General features: G+C 42.6%; 16 protein-coding genes and 9 tRNA genes. 9 read left to right on the forward strand and 16 right to left on the reverse strand.

Annotated features, from left to right (window positions below):
- Positions 1-41 precede the first annotated feature (41 nt).
- The 13 genes from AACW90_RS22635 to lolB all read right to left on the reverse strand — a co-directional run bounded on the left by AACW90_RS22635 (position 42) and on the right by lolB (position 5,832).
- Positions 42-126 (reverse strand) — tRNA-Leu (locus AACW90_RS22635).
- A 90-nt stretch (positions 127-216) separates the two neighbouring features.
- Positions 217-291 (reverse strand) — tRNA-Gln (locus AACW90_RS22640).
- Positions 292-298: 7 nt separating this feature from the next.
- Positions 299-383, reverse strand: a tRNA-Leu gene (locus AACW90_RS22645).
- Between the two features lie 27 nt (positions 384-410).
- Positions 411-495 (reverse strand) — tRNA-Leu (locus tag AACW90_RS22650).
- A gap of 58 nt (positions 496-553) precedes the next feature.
- Positions 554-630 (reverse strand) — tRNA-Met (locus AACW90_RS22655).
- Between the two features lie 258 nt (positions 631-888).
- Positions 889-963: transfer RNA gene (locus AACW90_RS22660), tRNA-Gln, on the reverse strand.
- Positions 964-970: 7 nt separating this feature from the next.
- Positions 971-1,055, reverse strand: a tRNA-Leu gene (locus tag AACW90_RS22665).
- Between the two features lie 54 nt (positions 1,056-1,109).
- Positions 1,110-1,186 (reverse strand) — tRNA-Met (locus AACW90_RS22670).
- Between the two features lie 275 nt (positions 1,187-1,461).
- On the reverse strand, positions 1,462-2,553 hold the full coding sequence (ychF, locus tag AACW90_RS22675; RefSeq protein ID WP_390239276.1) for a redox-regulated ATPase YchF: 1,092 nt from the start codon (positions 2,551-2,553) through the stop codon (positions 1,462-1,464).
- A 10-nt stretch (positions 2,554-2,563) separates the two neighbouring features.
- Positions 2,564-3,154: an aminoacyl-tRNA hydrolase gene (pth, locus tag AACW90_RS22680; protein ID WP_390239313.1), complete on the reverse strand. Its 591-nt coding sequence runs from the start codon at positions 3,152-3,154 to the stop codon at positions 2,564-2,566.
- Between the two features lie 194 nt (positions 3,155-3,348).
- Positions 3,349-4,293 carry a ribose-phosphate pyrophosphokinase gene (locus tag AACW90_RS22685; RefSeq protein WP_195705107.1) on the reverse strand — a complete coding sequence of 315 codons (945 nt, stop codon included), beginning with the start codon at positions 4,291-4,293 and terminating at the stop codon, positions 3,349-3,351.
- Positions 4,294-4,363: 70 nt separating this feature from the next.
- Positions 4,364-5,230, reverse strand: a complete 867-nt coding sequence (gene ispE, locus AACW90_RS22690; protein ID WP_390239280.1) for a 4-(cytidine 5'-diphospho)-2-C-methyl-D-erythritol kinase — start codon at positions 5,228-5,230, stop codon at positions 4,364-4,366.
- Entirely contained in the window at positions 5,227-5,832 is a 606-nt protein-coding gene (gene lolB, locus AACW90_RS22695; protein ID WP_390239283.1) for a lipoprotein insertase outer membrane protein LolB, read from the reverse strand. Before lolB ends, ispE begins: the two co-directional genes overlap by 4 nt.
- Before the next feature lie 161 nt (positions 5,833-5,993).
- Here lolB and hemA point away from each other — a divergent pair, with 161 nt between their 5' ends.
- From hemA to ybaK, 8 genes are all read left to right on the forward strand, one after another.
- On the forward strand, positions 5,994-7,259 hold the full coding sequence (hemA, locus tag AACW90_RS22700; RefSeq protein WP_275134560.1) for a glutamyl-tRNA reductase: 1,266 nt from the start codon (positions 5,994-5,996) through the stop codon (positions 7,257-7,259).
- An 8-nt stretch (positions 7,260-7,267) separates the two neighbouring features.
- Positions 7,268-8,356 (forward strand): peptide chain release factor 1, encoded by a 1,089-nt coding sequence (gene prfA, locus AACW90_RS22705; RefSeq protein WP_390239287.1) that lies wholly within the window; start codon positions 7,268-7,270, stop codon positions 8,354-8,356.
- Positions 8,357-8,374: 18 nt separating this feature from the next.
- A complete protein-coding gene (gene prmC, locus AACW90_RS22710) occupies positions 8,375-9,256 on the forward strand; it encodes a peptide chain release factor N(5)-glutamine methyltransferase (protein ID WP_390239290.1) in 882 nt (293 codons plus the stop codon).
- Positions 9,257-9,268: 12 nt separating this feature from the next.
- Positions 9,269-9,652 carry a SirB2 family protein gene (locus AACW90_RS22715; RefSeq protein WP_390239293.1) on the forward strand — a complete coding sequence of 128 codons (384 nt, stop codon included), beginning with the start codon at positions 9,269-9,271 and terminating at the stop codon, positions 9,650-9,652.
- Between the two features lie 3 nt (positions 9,653-9,655).
- Complete coding sequence (locus tag AACW90_RS22720) at positions 9,656-10,465, forward strand: SirB1 family protein (protein WP_390239296.1); 810 nt, start codon at positions 9,656-9,658, stop codon at positions 10,463-10,465.
- Between the two features lie 50 nt (positions 10,466-10,515).
- Positions 10,516-11,367 carry a 3-deoxy-8-phosphooctulonate synthase gene (gene kdsA / locus AACW90_RS22725; protein ID WP_195704052.1) on the forward strand — a complete coding sequence of 284 codons (852 nt, stop codon included), beginning with the start codon at positions 10,516-10,518 and terminating at the stop codon, positions 11,365-11,367.
- Between the two features lie 340 nt (positions 11,368-11,707).
- A complete protein-coding gene (gene ushA, locus AACW90_RS22730) occupies positions 11,708-13,363 on the forward strand; it encodes a bifunctional UDP-sugar hydrolase/5'-nucleotidase UshA (RefSeq protein WP_390239300.1) in 1,656 nt (551 codons plus the stop codon).
- A gap of 262 nt (positions 13,364-13,625) precedes the next feature.
- Positions 13,626-14,099, forward strand: coding sequence for a Cys-tRNA(Pro) deacylase (gene ybaK, locus AACW90_RS22735; protein WP_390239303.1), 474 nt, complete (start codon positions 13,626-13,628; stop codon positions 14,097-14,099).
- A 50-nt stretch (positions 14,100-14,149) separates the two neighbouring features.
- Here the strand turns inward: ybaK and rluF are convergent, their stop codons facing one another.
- The 3 genes from rluF to AACW90_RS22750 all read right to left on the reverse strand — a co-directional run bounded on the left by rluF (position 14,150) and on the right by AACW90_RS22750 (position 16,150).
- On the reverse strand, positions 14,150-15,157 hold the full coding sequence (rluF, locus tag AACW90_RS22740; protein ID WP_390239306.1) for a 23S rRNA pseudouridine(2604) synthase RluF: 1,008 nt from the start codon (positions 15,155-15,157) through the stop codon (positions 14,150-14,152).
- Between the two features lie 82 nt (positions 15,158-15,239).
- Positions 15,240-15,821 (reverse strand): DNA endonuclease SmrA, encoded by a 582-nt coding sequence (gene smrA, locus AACW90_RS22745; protein ID WP_390239309.1) that lies wholly within the window; start codon positions 15,819-15,821, stop codon positions 15,240-15,242.
- A 188-nt stretch (positions 15,822-16,009) separates the two neighbouring features.
- On the reverse strand, positions 16,010-16,150 hold the full coding sequence (locus tag AACW90_RS22750) for a DUF3149 domain-containing protein (RefSeq protein WP_195704048.1): 141 nt from the start codon (positions 16,148-16,150) through the stop codon (positions 16,010-16,012).
- Between the two features lie 259 nt (positions 16,151-16,409).
- Here AACW90_RS22750 and AACW90_RS22755 point away from each other — a divergent pair.
- Positions 16,410-16,486: transfer RNA gene (locus AACW90_RS22755), tRNA-Pro, on the forward strand.
- The last annotated feature ends 490 nt before the right edge of the window (positions 16,487-16,976 follow it).

Raw genomic sequence — 16,976 nt, forward strand, 5'->3', positions numbered from 1 at the left:
AAAAGCCAGTGCCTTACCGCTTGGCGATAACCCAACAAATATGGTGCGGAAGGAGAGACTTGAACTCTCACACCTTGCGGCGCCAGAACCTAAATCTGGTGCGTCTACCAATTCCGCCACTTCCGCATGTTCTGTGTTCTCATTAGATGAATTGGATCTAATAAGAAATTGTATAGCTTGAGCTTTAAACTACATACCTCAAACCACTTACAAATATGGCTGGGCTACCTGGATTCGAACCAGGGAATGCTGGCATCAAAAGCCAGTGCCTTACCGCTTGGCGATAGCCCAACAAATATGGTGCGGAAGGAGAGACTTGAACTCTCACACCTTGCGGCGCCAGAACCTAAATCTGGTGCGTCTACCAATTCCGCCACTTCCGCGTAAATCTGTTGTAGAAAATATTGAGATGGTGCGGAAGGAGAGACTTGAACTCTCACACCTTGCGGCGCCAGAACCTAAATCTGGTGCGTCTACCAATTCCGCCACTTCCGCGTCTCAAATTGTCTACAGACTTCTTTGCTAACTGGTAAAAGCAAACAAGTTTTAATTATGGTGGCTACGACGGGATTTGAACCTGTGACCCCATCATTATGAGTGATGTGCTCTAACCAGCTGAGCTACGTAGCCATCTAAATCAAGCGAAACAATATAATATAAAGTTCGCCCTTTTAACAGTACAAAAAGTACTTTTTTATTAATGGTCGGGTTATCTGCTAGATTATAACGAGAGACAACCAGGGATGCTGGAATCAAACGTTGTAACTGCATTACTCGAACCACTTGCCAATTATGGTCGGGTTACCTGCTAGATTTAGAACAAGAGAGAACCAGTGAATGCTGGCATCAAAAGTTTTAAAACTAAAGTTACTCGAACCATCTTCAATATGGCTGGGTTACCTGGATTCGAACCAGGGAATGCTGGCATCAAAAGCCAGTGCCTTACCGCTTGGCGATAACCCAACAAATATGGTGCGGAAGGAGAGACTTGAACTCTCACACCTTGCGGCGCCAGAACCTAAATCTGGTGCGTCTACCAATTCCGCCACTTCCGCAAATCTTTTTATAATTTCTAGATAGTAGAATTAGTCTATCTAGAAAAGCAAATATGGTGGCTACGACGGGATTTGAACCTGTGACCCCATCATTATGAGTGATGTGCTCTAACCAGCTGAGCTACGTAGCCAAATTCTCATTCTCTAACCGTACGGCCAGCGACAAGAACGGAGCGCATTATGCGGATCTGTAGGAAAACCGTCAACCTATTTTTTTGCATAAATCCCACTAAAAAGACTGTTCGCGTCTTTTTTAAACAAAGATGGCTTTTTTTGCTTAAAAACTAATTACATTTCTCAACTAAATTGGATTATTAACAATAAAAAATGAAGCGATGATTTTAACAGATACAAAAAAAACCACTTAATAAAAGTGGCTTTTTATAGAACTGATTGAGTGTTTTGGCTACACGTTAAAACGGAAGTGAACGACATCCCCATCTTTAACGATGTAATCTTTACCTTCTAAGCGCCACTTTCCTGCTTCTTTTGCACCGCTTTCGCCGCTGAATTGGATGAAATCATCGTAGCCAACAACTTCTGCACGGATGAAGCCTTTCTCAAAATCAGTATGGATCTTACCTGCTGACTGTGGGGCAGTAGCGCCAATTGGAATTGTCCATGCACGAACTTCTTTTACACCAGCAGTAAAGTATGTCTGTAGTGTAAGTAGATCATAGCCTGAACGAATTACACGGTTTAGGCCAGGCTCTTCGATGCCCATGTCTTCAAGAAACTCAGCGCGATCTTCATCGTCTAGTTCAGATAGCTCAGACTCGATAGCGGCGCATACAGGAACGACTACATTGTTTTCGTTCTCTGCGAATTTGCGTACTTGATCAAGGAATGGGTTATTTTCAAAGCCATCTTCACTTACGTTAGCGATGTACATCGTTGGCTTTAACGTTAAGAAGTTTAAGTAATCTACTGCTTTCAACTCTTCTTTCGCTAGTTGAACCGTTCTCGCCATGCCGCCTTCTGTTAAAACAGGCAGAAGTTTTTCTAGTACAATTACTTCGAATTTAGCGTCTTTGTCGCCGCCCTTGGCCCGTTTTGCTTGGCGATGAATTGCTCGCTCACAAGTATCTAAGTCCGCAAGAGCAAGTTCTAAATTGATGATTTCAATATCGTCTAAAGGTGAAATTTTACCTGCAACGTGAACGATGTTGTCATCTTCAAAGCAACGAACTACGTGACCAATAGCATCTGTTTCTCGGATATTAGCCAGGAATTTATTCCCTAAACCTTCACCTTTAGATGCTCCGGCGACAAGGCCTGCTATGTCCACAAACTCCATAGTCGTCGGTAGGATTTTTTGAGGGTTAACAATCTTTGCTAGTGCATCTAGACGTAAATCAGGCACAGGTACTATGCCGGTGTTAGGCTCGATAGTACAAAATGGAAAGTTTGCTGCTTCGATACCAGCTTTAGTTAGTGCGTTAAACAGAGTCGATTTACCGACGTTTGGTAGACCAACGATGCCACATTTGAAACCCATGATATAAACCTTATTCTGCTTTGAACGTGTGTAAGCGATTTTGTGCTTTGGCTATGCCGTCTTTGAGTAAGATATCTAAGCTGCGGACAGATTCATCTACGACAGCATCAATACATTCTTGCTCTTTTGCTGGGGCTCTACCCAATACATAGCCAGATACTCTATCTTTATGCCCCGGATGACCAATGCCAATCCGTAAGCGGTAAAATTCTTTGTTATTACCAAGTCTGCTAATTGAGTCTTTTAAACCGTTATGACCACCATGGCCACCACCTTTCTTAAATTTACCAACGCCTGGAGGAAGATCAAGCTCATCATGAGCGATCATGATTTCTTCAGGTTTGATTTGGTAGAATTTGGCAACAGAAGCAACAGCCTTTCCGGACAAATTCATAAATGTAGTCGGAATGAGAAGACGCAAATCTTCACCATTCACCGTGATACGTCCAGTATAACCAAAGAATTTTGATTCATTCTTTAATGTTATATTGTGGACTCGCGCCAATTCTTCAACAACCCATGCTCCGGCGTTATGTCGGGTCTTCGCATATTCAGGACCTGGGTTTGCCAGACCTACGAGCAGCTTAATCTCTTGACTCACGGTTAGGATCTCTCTTGGATTTTCAAAAAGCGCCGTATAGTAGCATAAAAGTACTTCAAGGTGCGAGGCACTAAATATGGGTTTCCACAACACAAAAAAACACCCCTTCTAAAGAGGTGTTTTTAATAAGATTAACGATTATTTATAGCGACGAACTAAAACCGTACTAACAAACCATTTTTTGCTAAATAGTCTTAACTAAACATAGCCGAAATAGATTCTTCGTTGCTGATACGACGAATCGCCTCAGCAAGCATGCTAGATAGAGTCAGTTGCGTTACTTTACCTGTTGCTGCCATTTCCTTAGAGAGGGTAATGGAATCGGTAATGATAACTTGGTCAATCACTGAGTTTTTGATGTTCTTGGCTGCGTTGCCCGAGAACACGGCGTGGGTTGCGTATGCGAATACACGCTTAGCTCCACGCTGTTTAAGTGCTTCTGCTGCCTTACAAAGTGTGCCACCAGTATCGATCATGTCATCGACGATAACACAGTCACGACCTTCAACTTCACCAATCAGGTTCATTACTTCCGATACATTGGCGCGTGGACGACGTTTGTCTACGATAGCAATATCAATATTTCCTAACGCCTTCGCAGTTGCACGTGCACGAACAACGCCACCAAGATCTGGTGAAACGACCACAGGATCTTCTAGACCACGGGCTGCCATGTCTTCTAGAAGAACTGGCGTGCCGAAGATGTTATCTACAGGGACATCGAAGAAACCTTGAATCTGCTCAGCATGAAGGTCGATAGTTAATACTCGATCAACGCCCACATTAGACAGAAAGTCAGCAACGACTTTTGCAGTGATAGGCACACGAGCAGAACGAACGCGTCTGTCTTGTCGAGCATATCCAAAGTAAGGGATAACGGCAGTAATACGGCCTGCGGAAGCACGGCGCATTGCATCAATCATTACTACTAATTCCATTAGGTTATCATTAGTAGGAGCACAGGTTGATTGGATGATGAATACGTCACTACCACGAACATTCTCGTTTATTTGAACCGCTATTTCTCCATCAGAGAAACGGTCAACAGTAGCGTCACCAAGAGAAATATAGAGACGATCAGCAATACGTTGGGCTAGTTCAGGTGTAGCGTTACCAGCAAATAGCTTCATATCAGGCACAGTGGAAACCTCGGGGTTGCGTCCAGTTTTTAAATTAGGTTGGGTGTTCACGAGTTACTCATTCTTTAAACTATTCAGTCAAAGAATTTTTGTAACTGGTGAGTGTTTTATGCAATAGGGAACGGTTTTTCCCTTGTGCGACAAAACTTAAAACAGCGTCAGGAAGTTTAGCACGAATTCTCTCTGCATCGAGTTTGTTGTTAAACTCAGAAAACAGACATGACCCTGTACCCGTTAATCTTGACGGCGCATATTGTAACAGCCATGAAAGTTGCTTATCAACCTCTGGATAAAGTAATCGGACAATTTTTTCGCAATCGTTTACTTGTGATCCAGTTAACAACTCAGCTATAGCTCGCTTTGGCGTATTTCTGGTCAAGTCAGGATGAGAAAAAATTTCTGCTGTTGGTATGCTCACATTGGGCTTAACCACTAGATACCACTTCTCTTCTGGTGTTACTTTTTCCAATCGTTCTCCCACTCCTTCTGCAAATGCTGAAAAGCCTTTCACAAAAATTGGGACATCAGCACCAAGTTGTAAACCAATATCAGCCAATTCATCAGAGGTTAAATCAAGCTGCCAGAGAAAATTTAGCGCAACAAGTACGGTTGCAGCATTAGAAGAACCGCCGCCAATACCACCGCCCATGGGCAACCTTTTTTCCAAATGGATATCGGCACCGTAGGAAACCTGAGTCTTTTTTTTAAGCGCTATAGCGGCTTTCCATATCAAGTTGTTTTCGACAGGTACGCCTTCAAGTTCAGGGGTAAGTGTAATCTTGTTAGAGGAATTGGCTTGGATAGTTAAGGTGTCGCAATAATCTAAAAACTGAAATAGTGTTTGAAGCTCGTGGTACCCATCTTCTCTTCTATTGTTGATATAAAGAAAGAGATTAAGCTTTGCAGGGGAGGGCCAAGAAGTCGGCTGAGTTATCATGAATTTATTACCCATTTAGAAACAGCGATTTTAATTTTGGTGTCTGTGGATTTTAACGTCATTTGGTTTGGTAGCGGCAGACCATCGTAATCTTGATAGCGGGTGTAATCTAAAGTCCAGTTACGGCTTCTGCTTCTTTTTTGTAAAGATTTTAATGTGTTAGTCTCATTGAATTGGTAGTCGTCAGCCTGAATTGGCAGACCTTTTATCCAATGTTTCAATTGAGATACCGGAAATTCTAAACCAGTTAATTCGGCAAATAATAAGTTGGCGTCTTTATTTTCGTAGATTTGGTCATCACTGGTGATCACCTTAGAACCGTCGGGTGTCATAATGAGCGTTAGTACGGTAGAGCCAAGAAAGTTGATCAAACGTAATTCGCTTTCTTTTTCAGTGTGTTTCCAATAGAAATTTAAGCTGACGGTATCTTTTGGGCCTCGATAGCCCAGTTTGCCCGTAGCCTGAAATGAACGAATGTTTGAGAGTTGAGTACTGTGTTTTTCCCATTCTACATTAATGGCCGATTCTTCAGGGAGAGTACTACAAGCAGAAACGAAAAAAATTAGGGACAAATAGATACAGTATTTTTGAATTATTTTCATATTGGTCAATAATCACGCAAATCAAGTAAGTCTTTAGGGGTAACTATATCATCTAAATCACGAACTCATAAAAACATCTCTCTATCACCCTTTCATTAAGCAAGCCCATCAAGTAAAATTCCCCCCTTAATTCGTATATTAAAATCGAGATCCTTTATTCCATGTCCTTGCTTGTTATTGGTATCAATCACAATACAGCGTCGGTTGAATTGCGAGAAAAGGTTGCTTTTTCCCCTGAGAAGTTGACAGAGGCGCATAAGCAACTTGGAGCAGATTCAAATATAAAAAGTGGTGTTATTGTCTCCACTTGTAATCGAACAGAGATCTATTTTGATGTAAAACAAGCAAGCAAGAATCAAGTAATTGACTGGATGACAGAGTTTCATCAGATTCAACCTGAAGAACTTAAGTCAAGCTTATATATACATGAAGAACAAGCGGCGATTAAGCACTTGATGCGTGTTTCGTGTGGACTCGACTCGCTTGTATTGGGTGAACCTCAGATCTTGGGGCAAGTTAAGCAAGCCTACTCAAGCGCCAGAGAGCTCAAGTCTGTCGACGGCACAATGGAAAAGTTGTTCCAAAAAACATTTTCAGTAGCAAAAAAAGTTCGCACAGAAACTGAAATCGGCGGGAGCGCTGTTTCGGTTGCTTATGCAGCCTGCACACTTGCGAAGCACATATTTGAATCACTTTCAGAATCGACAGTCTTATTAGTGGGTGCGGGCGAGACAATAGAACTTGTCGCCAAACACCTTTCCGATAATGGATGCAAACATATCATTGTTGCTAATCGTACCCGTGAACGCGCACTAGGCTTAGCAAAACAGTTTGATGCTCAGGTGATAAGCCTCGAAGAAATACCGGAACACTTATATAGAGCCGATATCGTTATAAGCTCTACAGCCAGTCCTCTACCTATTATCGGTAAAGGTATGGTGGAAACGGCGTTGAAAAAACGTAAGCGTCAACCCATTCTAATCGTTGATATAGCCGTACCGAGAGATGTAGAACAGCAAGTTGGCGACTTAGACGATATTTATCTTTATACTGTCGACGATTTACAGTCTATTGTTCAGCAGAATATGGAGCAGCGCAAAGTTGAAGCGATTCAAGCTGAGGCGATTGTTTCCGAAGAGAGCGCTGCATTTATGACTTGGTTACGATCATTACACGCTGTTGATAGTATCCGAGAATTTCGAACATCAGCCAATGCGATTAGAGAAGAACTTATCGCGAAAAGCCTACAGGCACTCGAGTCTGGTGGTGACCCCGAAAAGGTGTTGCTAGAACTAAGCAATAAATTGACCAACAGATTGATCCACGCTCCTACTCGCGCCCTGCAAAGTGCAGCGGAGCAAGGTGACCCAGATAAACTCTCTGTAATTAGACAGAGTATAGGTCTAGACGACCTACAACAAAATTAAAGAAGATTATGAAACAATCCATTTTGACTAAGCTTGAAACTCTGGTAGAGCGTTACGAAGAGGTTCAGCATTTACTTGGTGATCCTGACGTTATTGGTGACCAAAACAGATTCCGTGCACTGTCTAGAGAGTATTCTCAATTAGAAGAAGTGACGATGTGCTTCCAAGCGTACCAGCAAGCTCAAGGTGATCTCGACGCCGCTGAGGAAATGGCGACGGAAGACGATGCAGAAATGCGCGAAATGGCGCAAGAAGAGATAAAGGAATCTAAAGCCACTATCGAAAAACTGGCGGATGATCTACAAATTCTACTGATACCAAAAGATCCAAATGATGAACGTAACTGTTTCTTAGAGATTCGAGCAGGCGCCGGTGGAGATGAAGCGGGTATATTCGCCGGTCACCTTTTCCGTATGTACAGTCGTTTTGCTGAGAAGAAAGGTTGGCGAATCGAGGTAATGAGCTCGAATGAATCTGAACAAGGTGGTTACAAAGAGATGATCGCTAAAGTGATTGGCGACGGTGCTTACGGCGTACTTAAATTTGAATCAGGTGGCCACCGAGTGCAACGTGTTCCTGCGACTGAATCGCAAGGGCGTGTGCATACCTCTGCTTGTACTTTAGCTGTCATGGCAGAAATACCAGAGGCGGATCTACCAGAAATTAAATCGTCTGACTTGAAAATAGACACATTCAGATCGTCTGGCGCTGGTGGCCAGCACGTGAACACCACCGATTCTGCTATACGAATTACTCACTTACCAACGGGTACTGTAGTGGAATGTCAGGATGAACGTTCTCAGCATAAAAACAAGGCGAAAGCGATGTCGGTTCTTGCTGCAAGAATTATTAAGGCTGAAGAAGCTAGACGTGCTGAAGTCGTTTCGGATACTCGACGTAATCTATTGGGTTCTGGCGACAGAAGTGACCGTGTTCGAACTTACAACTATCCGCAGGGCCGAGTATCAGACCATCGAATCAACCTTACATTGTACCGTTTGTCAGAAGTGATGGAAGGCGATCTTCAAAGCCTTATTGATCCAGTGATATTTGAATATCAAGCTGATCAACTTGCTGCGCTTGCAGACCTGAATTAATCCAGAATCCGATTATATATGGATATGACACCGTCCGTTGAGGCGACGTTGAGGGCGACAACCGCTTTGCTGGATGAAAGCGGAAGCGCGTCGCCGTCTTTGGATGCTGCAGTATTGCTTTGCCATGTACTCGGAAAACCACGTAGTTACCTTTTAACGTGGCCTGAAAAAGTACTGACAAACGAACAACAAAGCCAGTTCAGAGCGTTGATAAAAAGACGAATTGAAGGTGAGCCTATTGCTTACATAACCGGTGAACGTGAATTTTGGTCATTGTCGCTGATGGTTTCTCCTTCAACATTGATCCCTAGACCTGATACGGAACGTCTTGTTGAGATTGCACTGGAAAAAGTGTCCACTGAACCTTGTCAACTATTGGATTTGGGATCGGGGACCGGCGCTATCGCTCTTGCGATGGCATCTGAGTGTCCACAGCATGACGTTACTGGCATAGACATTCGTACCGAAGCTAAAGAATTGGCTGAGAAAAATGCAAGAAACCTCGGCATAAATAATGTTACGTTTTTGCAAGGCAGTTGGTTTGAACCGCTAGAAACAAATCGTAACTACATTGGAACTAAATTTGGTCTGATTGTTTCCAATCCACCATATATTGATAAAGATGATCCTCACCTTACCTCTGGTGACGTTAGGTTCGAACCAACAAGTGCTCTTGTCGCCGAAGAGAAAGGCCTGTCAGATATACGTATGATTGCAACACAGGCTGTTCGTCACCTAAAGCCGAAAGGCTGGTTGTTGTTTGAACACGGTTTTGAACAAGGTGAAGCCGTGCGAGAATTATTGTTAACTTTGGGTTATAGCGACGTGTCAACCGAGCAAGATTACGCTGGGAACGACAGAGTTACCTATGGCCGATGTGAGTCAACTCCATTAGAATAAAGAGAAATTACAGTGTATTTTGCTTTAAAAAACATCCACATGCTGTCCATCGTACTTAGTGCGATTTTATTATCCATTCGCTACGCATTGATGATGGCGAACTCCCCGATGATTGAAAAGAAGTTCCTAAAAATATCACCACATGTTATCGACACGATATTAATCCTCTCAGGTATAGGGCTAATTTTCAGCTTAGGGTTTATACCTTTTACACCAGGCAATGAATGGTTTACGGAAAAAGTGACCTGTATATTGGCCTATTTCGCATTAGGTTTTTTTACTCTTAAAGTCGCTAAAAATCGACTACTTAGAACCTTCGCACTCTTTGGCGCGTTAGGCTGGTTAGTAATGGCGGGTAAGATCGCAATAACGAAAGTACCAGCATTAATAGGGTAAACGATGTTTAAATTGTTCGATGAAGATTTAGATGGGATGGCGATCGTAGAAGGAGCATTAGCGCTCAATCATGCGATTAACTCCGATACAGACGTTGCTTGGGCTGAGGCCGAACTTGCGAAACTATTGAGTGAGATAGAGCTGGCGTTAGTTAATGAGACAGACGAAAAACAGAAGTTTGACTCTTTCATACGCTACTTCTACTGCGACCTAGGGTTTAAAGGTGACAGTGAAGCCTACTTCAGCTCAGAGAATGTATTCATGGATACAGTACTGAGGCGCAGAATGGGTATCCCTGTGAGTCTGGGCGCTCTGTTTCTTTATTTTGCAGGCAAGTTAGGCTTTCCTGTTGAAGGCGTGACGTTTCCAACCCAATTTTTGGTTAAGCTGCTATGGTCTGATGAAAAGCCAATGTACATCAATCCATACAATGGTGAGTATGTAGACAAGAAGATACTCACCGCTTGGCTTATTGGGCAAGAAGGGCCGTTAGCTAAATTGAAAGCAGAACACCTAAAGACAGCGGACCATCCCACGATTATTGGTCGTTGGTTAGCCGTAACCAAAAGCGCACTTTTAAGAGAAGAGCGCTATACTTTGGCACTTAGGTGTACCGATTTGGCATTAAGCTTTGTCCCCGATGATCCGTATGAGATCCGTGATAGAGGTTTTATTTATCAACAGCTTGATTGCCATCAAATTGCAAAAACTGATTATCAATTTTTTATTGATCAGTGCCCAGAAGATCCAGCGGCTGAGCTACTCAAAAGCCAGTTAAGGGCATTGGACACAAATATCGTTACTATTCACTAGTTAATTTGTTGAATTAGCTAAAGTCATTGATTAAAAGTAGAGAGAAAAAAATGGAACAAAAAATCGTTCATGTTGGTGATATTCCAGTTGCAAACGACAAACCGTTTACCTTATTTGCGGGGATGAATGTTCTTGAATCTCGCGATCTCGCTATGAAAATCTGCGAACATTATGTCACCGTTACTGAGAAACTTGGTATTCCATACGTATTTAAGGCGTCATTTGATAAAGCGAATCGCAGCTCTGTCCATTCTTATCGTGGTCCCGGCCTAGAAGAAGGAATGAAGATATTCCAAGAAATCAAAGATACCTTTGGTGTGAAAATCATTACCGATATCCATACGGAAGCACAAGCTCAAATTGTTGCCGATGTCGTTGATGTGATTCAGCTACCTGCATTCTTAGCTCGTCAGACCGATCTTGTTGAAGCGATGGCGAAGACGGGTGCGGTTATCAATGTCAAGAAACCTCAATTTATGAGCCCTGATCAAGTGGGTAATATTGTGGATAAGTTTGCAGAATGTGGGAATGATAAAATCATTCTATGTGAGAGAGGTTCTTGCATGGGCTATGACAATCTAGTGGTTGATATGCTTGGTTTTGGTGTTATGAAAAAAGTGTCTAACGGCAGTCCTATTATTTTTGACGTGACTCACTCACTGCAGATGCGAGATCCGTCTGGAGCTGCATCTGGTGGACGTCGTAACCAAACAGTAGAATTGGCCAAGGCAGGATTAGCAACGGGTATTGCTGGTCTGTTTATTGAGGCTCACCCTGACCCTGATAAGGCAAGATGTGACGGCCCTTCGGCTCTTCCATTGGATAAATTGGAGCCTTTCTTAGCTCAGATGAAGTCACTTGATGACATGATTAAGAGCTTTGAACATATCGATATTAAGTAACTCATCGACGCACTATAAAATTAAACCGCCTTTTGGGGCGGTTTTTTTGTGGAAAAATCAATTGAAGTACAAACCTGAAAGAATTCAACTTTGCTAAGCCTGAACCTAGATCAATATCATAGGTAACCGATTGCCTGTGATGGCTTTTGGTTTTATGTGTATTAAATCACTTTCATTAAAATAAAACTGTAATATAAAGGTGACCTATATTTCATATATATGAAATCATAATAGATGATCTCCTCGAATAATCTAAACTTCTTCAAGTTGTCACTTGAAAAACCATGATTTGAGAACTTCACGGCAGTGAAAAATCCAAAATAAAAGAAAGGTACTAAAGATGAAGGAACGCTTGATACTTAAAACTGTGCTAGGTGCAGCAATATTAGCAACATTGGCTGGTTGCGCGACGGGACCTGCATGGGAAGAAGACCAAACTTATAAGCTAACGGTTTTGCATACCAATGATCACCATGGCCGTTTCTGGTCAAATAAATATGGTGAGTACGGTATGGCCGCGCGTAAAACGCTAATCGATGAATTACGTGCTGAAGTGGCGGCTGAAGGTGGCAGCGTGCTACTGCTTTCTGGCGGTGATATTAACACCGGTGTTCCTGAATCAGATCTGCAAGATGCTGAACCTGATTTTAAAGGGATGAACAAGCTTGGTTATGACGCAATGGCGTTAGGTAACCATGAATTTGATAACGCGCTTTCAGTGCTAGATCAGCAAATCGCATGGGGTGGTTTCCCTATGTTGTCTGCAAACATCTATGACAAAACAACAGGCGAACGTAAGTATCAAGCCTATGAAATGTTTGAAAAGCAAGGCATCAAAATTGCTGTCATTGGTTTAACTACTGAAGATACGATGAAGATTGGTAATCCAGAATTTATTGCTGGATTAGAATTTCGTGACCCGAAAGAAGAAGCGAAGAAGCTGATCGCTGAAATTAATGAAAGCGAAAAACCAGATCTGATTTTTGCTGTGACGCATATGGGTCACTATGAAAATGGTAACCGTGGTGTGAATGCGCCAGGTGATGTTGCGCTTGCTCGCTATTTAGACGAAGGCTCGTTAGATATGATCGTTGGTGGTCACTCACAAGAACCTGTCTGTATGGAAGGTCCTAACGTGATGAATGGCTCCTTCAAGCCGGGTGCTGAGTGCCAACCAGATAATCAAAATGGTACCTGGATAGTTCAGGCTCATGAATGGGGTAAATATGTCGGCCGTGCTGACTACGAATTCCGTAATGGCGAACTGGAAATGGTGAGCTATGACCTTATTCCTGTAAACCTCAAGAAAAAAATCAAGGTTGATGGCAAGAAAACGCGCGTATTCATTCAAGATGAAATCGCTCAAGACGCGGAAATGGTCGCCTTCTTGAAACCATACCAAGAGCAAGGTCAAGAACAGTTGAACATTAAGGTTGCTGAATCTAATGCGAACCTAGTTGGTGAGCGAAATATCGTTCGTTTCCAACAAACTAACCTTGGTCGCTTGATTGCTACTGCACATATGGAACGCGCTAAAGCAGATTTCGGTGTGATGAACTCTGGTGGTGTACGTGCTTCAATTGAAGCTGGCGATATTACGTATAAAGATGTGTTGACCGTTCAACCATTCGCAAACGTAATTACATACAACGACATGAAGGGTAGTGAAGTATTAGATTACTTGAACGTTGTTGCGACGAAACCGGTTGATTCTGGTGCTTATGCTCAGTTCGCTGGTATTTCAATGACAGTAGAAAACGGTAAAGTGAGTGATGTTAAGGTTGGCGGCATGCCACTTGATATGAACAAGACATATCGTTTCACCGTGCCAAGCTTTAACGCTGCTGGTGGTGATGGCTATCCTAAGCTGACAGGTCACGCTGGCCATGTTAATACTGGGTTTGTTGATGCAGAAGTATTGAAAGCATACCTAGAATCAAACACACCGATAGATGTAAGCAAATTTGAGCCAAAAGGCGAAATGGTTTACAAATAAGAGATTAACTTGACGATCCTTTAAGGAACGTTGAAGATAAAGGCGATGCTAATGCATCGCCTTTTTTTATTTACGAGTGAATACTACCAAGCTAAGTTAGTGTGTGATCAACATGAATGTTATTCAGTCGAGCGCTGAAGACCCCCATGTGCGCATAGCAGTGGGCCTTCCTGCCCATTGATGTTGGCTCCATGACCACCATATTGCTGATCAGTTGATTTTCCAGATTGGTATTACTTGAAACAAAATCGTTGAGTAAAGTATGACACCAGCTATCGACCTTCTGAAGAAGAAAAAAATACCACATACGGTTCATCAGTATAAGCATGACCCCAAGCATGTAAGTTACGGCTTAGAGGCGGCCGAGGTGCTTGGGGTAGACCCTAATAAAGTATTTAAGACCTTGATGTTCTGTATCAACGGCGAGCAGAGAAACCTTGCCGTAGCTATTATTCCAGTGGAGAGCAAGCTTAATCTTAAGCAGGCAGCTAAAGCGATGAAAGCCAAAAAGGCGGAGATGGCTGACCCCACTATTGCTCAGAAAATATCTGGATACGTTGTCGGTGGTATCAGCCCATTAGGCCAGAAGAAAAGATTACCGACTTGTTTAGATATAACGGCTCAAGGGCAGGAGGCTATTTATGTGTCTGCTGGGAAGCGGGGACTCGATCTGGAGGTGTCGCCAGAACATCTGTTGCAACTAACGAACGGATTGTTTGCGGAGTTAACAGCATAAAAATATAGTGACCATCACCTAATTGATTGAGCAGATGATGGCCGTTTATATTACTTATCTGTGGGTTTATTTTTTAGAGAAAGCGTACCTGCTACTCGTTCTGTCGGCTTGCTATTATGTCTGTTGTCGGCGTTAGAGTATGAATCGGCATTTCTTTTTCTTGGGGAATGACGAAATTCATCGGCATTATTGCCTGAAAAGGTTCTTGGTTTTTGATTTCTTCTTGCGCGTGAAGGTTGATTCTCTTCTCGACTATCAAACAGTTTTGCGTCCGTCGCTCGTCTGATTCGTCCTCCATCCGCATTCACTTTCGATGCTTCTTCAGTATTACTTGAATCGCCACTCATTCTTAGTATTTCAGCGACTTCAGCGTCTGTTAAATAACGCCATTTTCCGTTTGGGATACCGTCGATAGTGATATTCATAATACGCACTCGACGAAGCTTAAATACTTCATAACCTAATGCTTCACACATACGGCGGATCTGACGGTTCAATCCTTGGGTCAGCACAATGCGAAATGAGTACTTGGTTTCTTCGGTAACCTCACAAGGGAGAGTGACAGTGTCAAGAATCGCCACACCTGACGACATTTTCTCGAGAAAGGCTTTGTTAATGGGTTTGTCTACGCGAACCACATATTCTTTTTCGTGGTTATTGCCAGCACGCAATATTTTGTTGACGATATCGCCATCGTTTGTCAAAAAGATCAGCCCATCGGAAGGTTTATCTAAACGGCCAATTGGGAATATACGCTGCTTTAAACCAATGAAATCGACGATATTACCAGGGATATCCCTTTCCGTCGTACAGGTGATACCTGTTGGTTTATTCAACGCGATATAGATGGCTTTTTGTTTTCGATTGAGTGGCTTATTATCGACGAGTACGACGTCATCCGCGAGTACTTTGGTCCCCATTTCTGGGACGATACCGTTAATGGTGACTCGACCACTATCAATAAGCCTATCCGCTTCTCTACGGGAGCAAAACCCCGTCTCACTGATAAACTTATTTAAGCGTTTGCCTTGCGGATCTTGAGATATATTTTGCGACATGGTTTTCTCTGTTTCACAACGATGAAAAAAGCAACGATAAGATCGTTGCTGAGTATTGGCTTATTTTAGCATCAATCTGCATTTAACCTAGACGTTTTTGATGTCTTTCGCTATTTTCGAGTTTTTTGTCGACGCTTTTCTTCAACATAACATATACGGCACCTGTACCGCCGTGTGTTCTTTGTGTGCTATGTACCGCTAATACATCCGATATCTGCACTAACCAACTAGCGGTATAGCTTTTCATCATAGCGGGAGGATTTGAGCGCTCCCCTTTCCCATGGACAATAATCACACTCCGGATATCCATGCGCAAACACTGGCGGAGGAACTTGACGATTTCTTCTCGGGCTTGTGTGAGGGTTCTCTTGTGAAGGTCTAAACGAGCCTGAATAGGATACTTGCCGAGCCTTAACTTTCGATAGACCCCGTCTTGTACGCCACTACGTTTAAACTCGATAATATCATCTGGTTTTAACATTGGGGCATGATCAAGAGAAAGATATTCAGGTTCATCCTCTGTTAGGTTCATCGCGGCTTCACGACGAGCTAATTGAGCATCAGAAACATGATGGTCTTTTTTGAGTTCGGCGATGTCTTGTGTCAACGGTTTTATATCGCCCATCATTTTTTGAAATAGGTCTAGGTCGTCTTCCTGAGACATAACTGCATCTCACATTGGTCAGTAATCATCAAATGAGTATACCAGTTGGAAATGCAAGGTCATCAACTATTGGTCATCAAGAAAAGTAGATAGCCAGTGCGATGGTTTATGTCGGTAAATTACAGGTAAAGAAAACCGGAGAAAATGTAATATTTACTCCGGAGCAATAGTTTGACTTGCTAAGTGATCTAGTGAGGAGATTTGTCGCTTACTATTTTGTAAATGAAATAACCACCGAAAAATAGCATGATGCCGAATGTGACGAATATGACTATCATTGAAGATAAACCTATCGCATTCCCAAAAAGGAGATCGAGCCAGAAATCCATGTTTTCTCCTAACAAAATAGTAATGACAAAGCTAAATTAGAGGTTGTTTAGCTATTAATCACTGATCTGGATCAATTGTGGCTATTTAGTTAAGAAAATGATCTTGTTGTTGTGTTTTTAGTCACATTTTAGCTGGGCCTGATGCTAAAGTAAGCAGTTGAACGGAAGCTGAGAAAAAGTATTAGAAATGGCTTGCGTCTAAGTAAATAATGAGTAATATACGCTTCCGTTCCCGGTTAAAAGAAATCGGAACGATATTCGGTGAATAGCGCAGCTTGGTAGCGCATCTGGTTTGGGACCAGAGGGTCGGGGGTTCGAATCCCTCTTCACCGACCATCTTAAAGAAGCCTCGTCTAATGACGAGGCTTTTTGCATTCTAGAAAAAAATAAACATAGAAAGAGGATAGGAACATAGGGGCGGGGGTTCGCCTATTCTCAAATTCAGCTCTTCACCGACCATCTTAAAGAAGCCTCGTCTAATGACGGGGCTTTTTGCATTCTAGAAAAAAATAAACATAGAAAGAGGATAGGAACATAGGGGCGGGGGTTCGCCTATTCTCAAATTCAGTTCTTCACCGACCATCTTAAAGAAGCCTCGTCTAATGACGCAATGCCGTTCGGTTAACGTTATCTAAACCTGTCATCTCGATTAAAATGGGCCTATTTTCACGAAAACCAACGTCATCCCCATGAAAATGGGTGTACTACCGACCTCATAGGTAACACTTTAAACCGGTCACATAGGTAACACTTATGTTGGCCGGATTACTCGACCAACTACTTCATCTACGATCCCTAATTTTAGAGTTCCAAAATGCAGCAACCA

This window comes from Vibrio frigidus (assembly GCF_042465995.1).
Classification (GTDB): Bacteria; Pseudomonadota; Gammaproteobacteria; order Enterobacterales; family Vibrionaceae; genus Vibrio.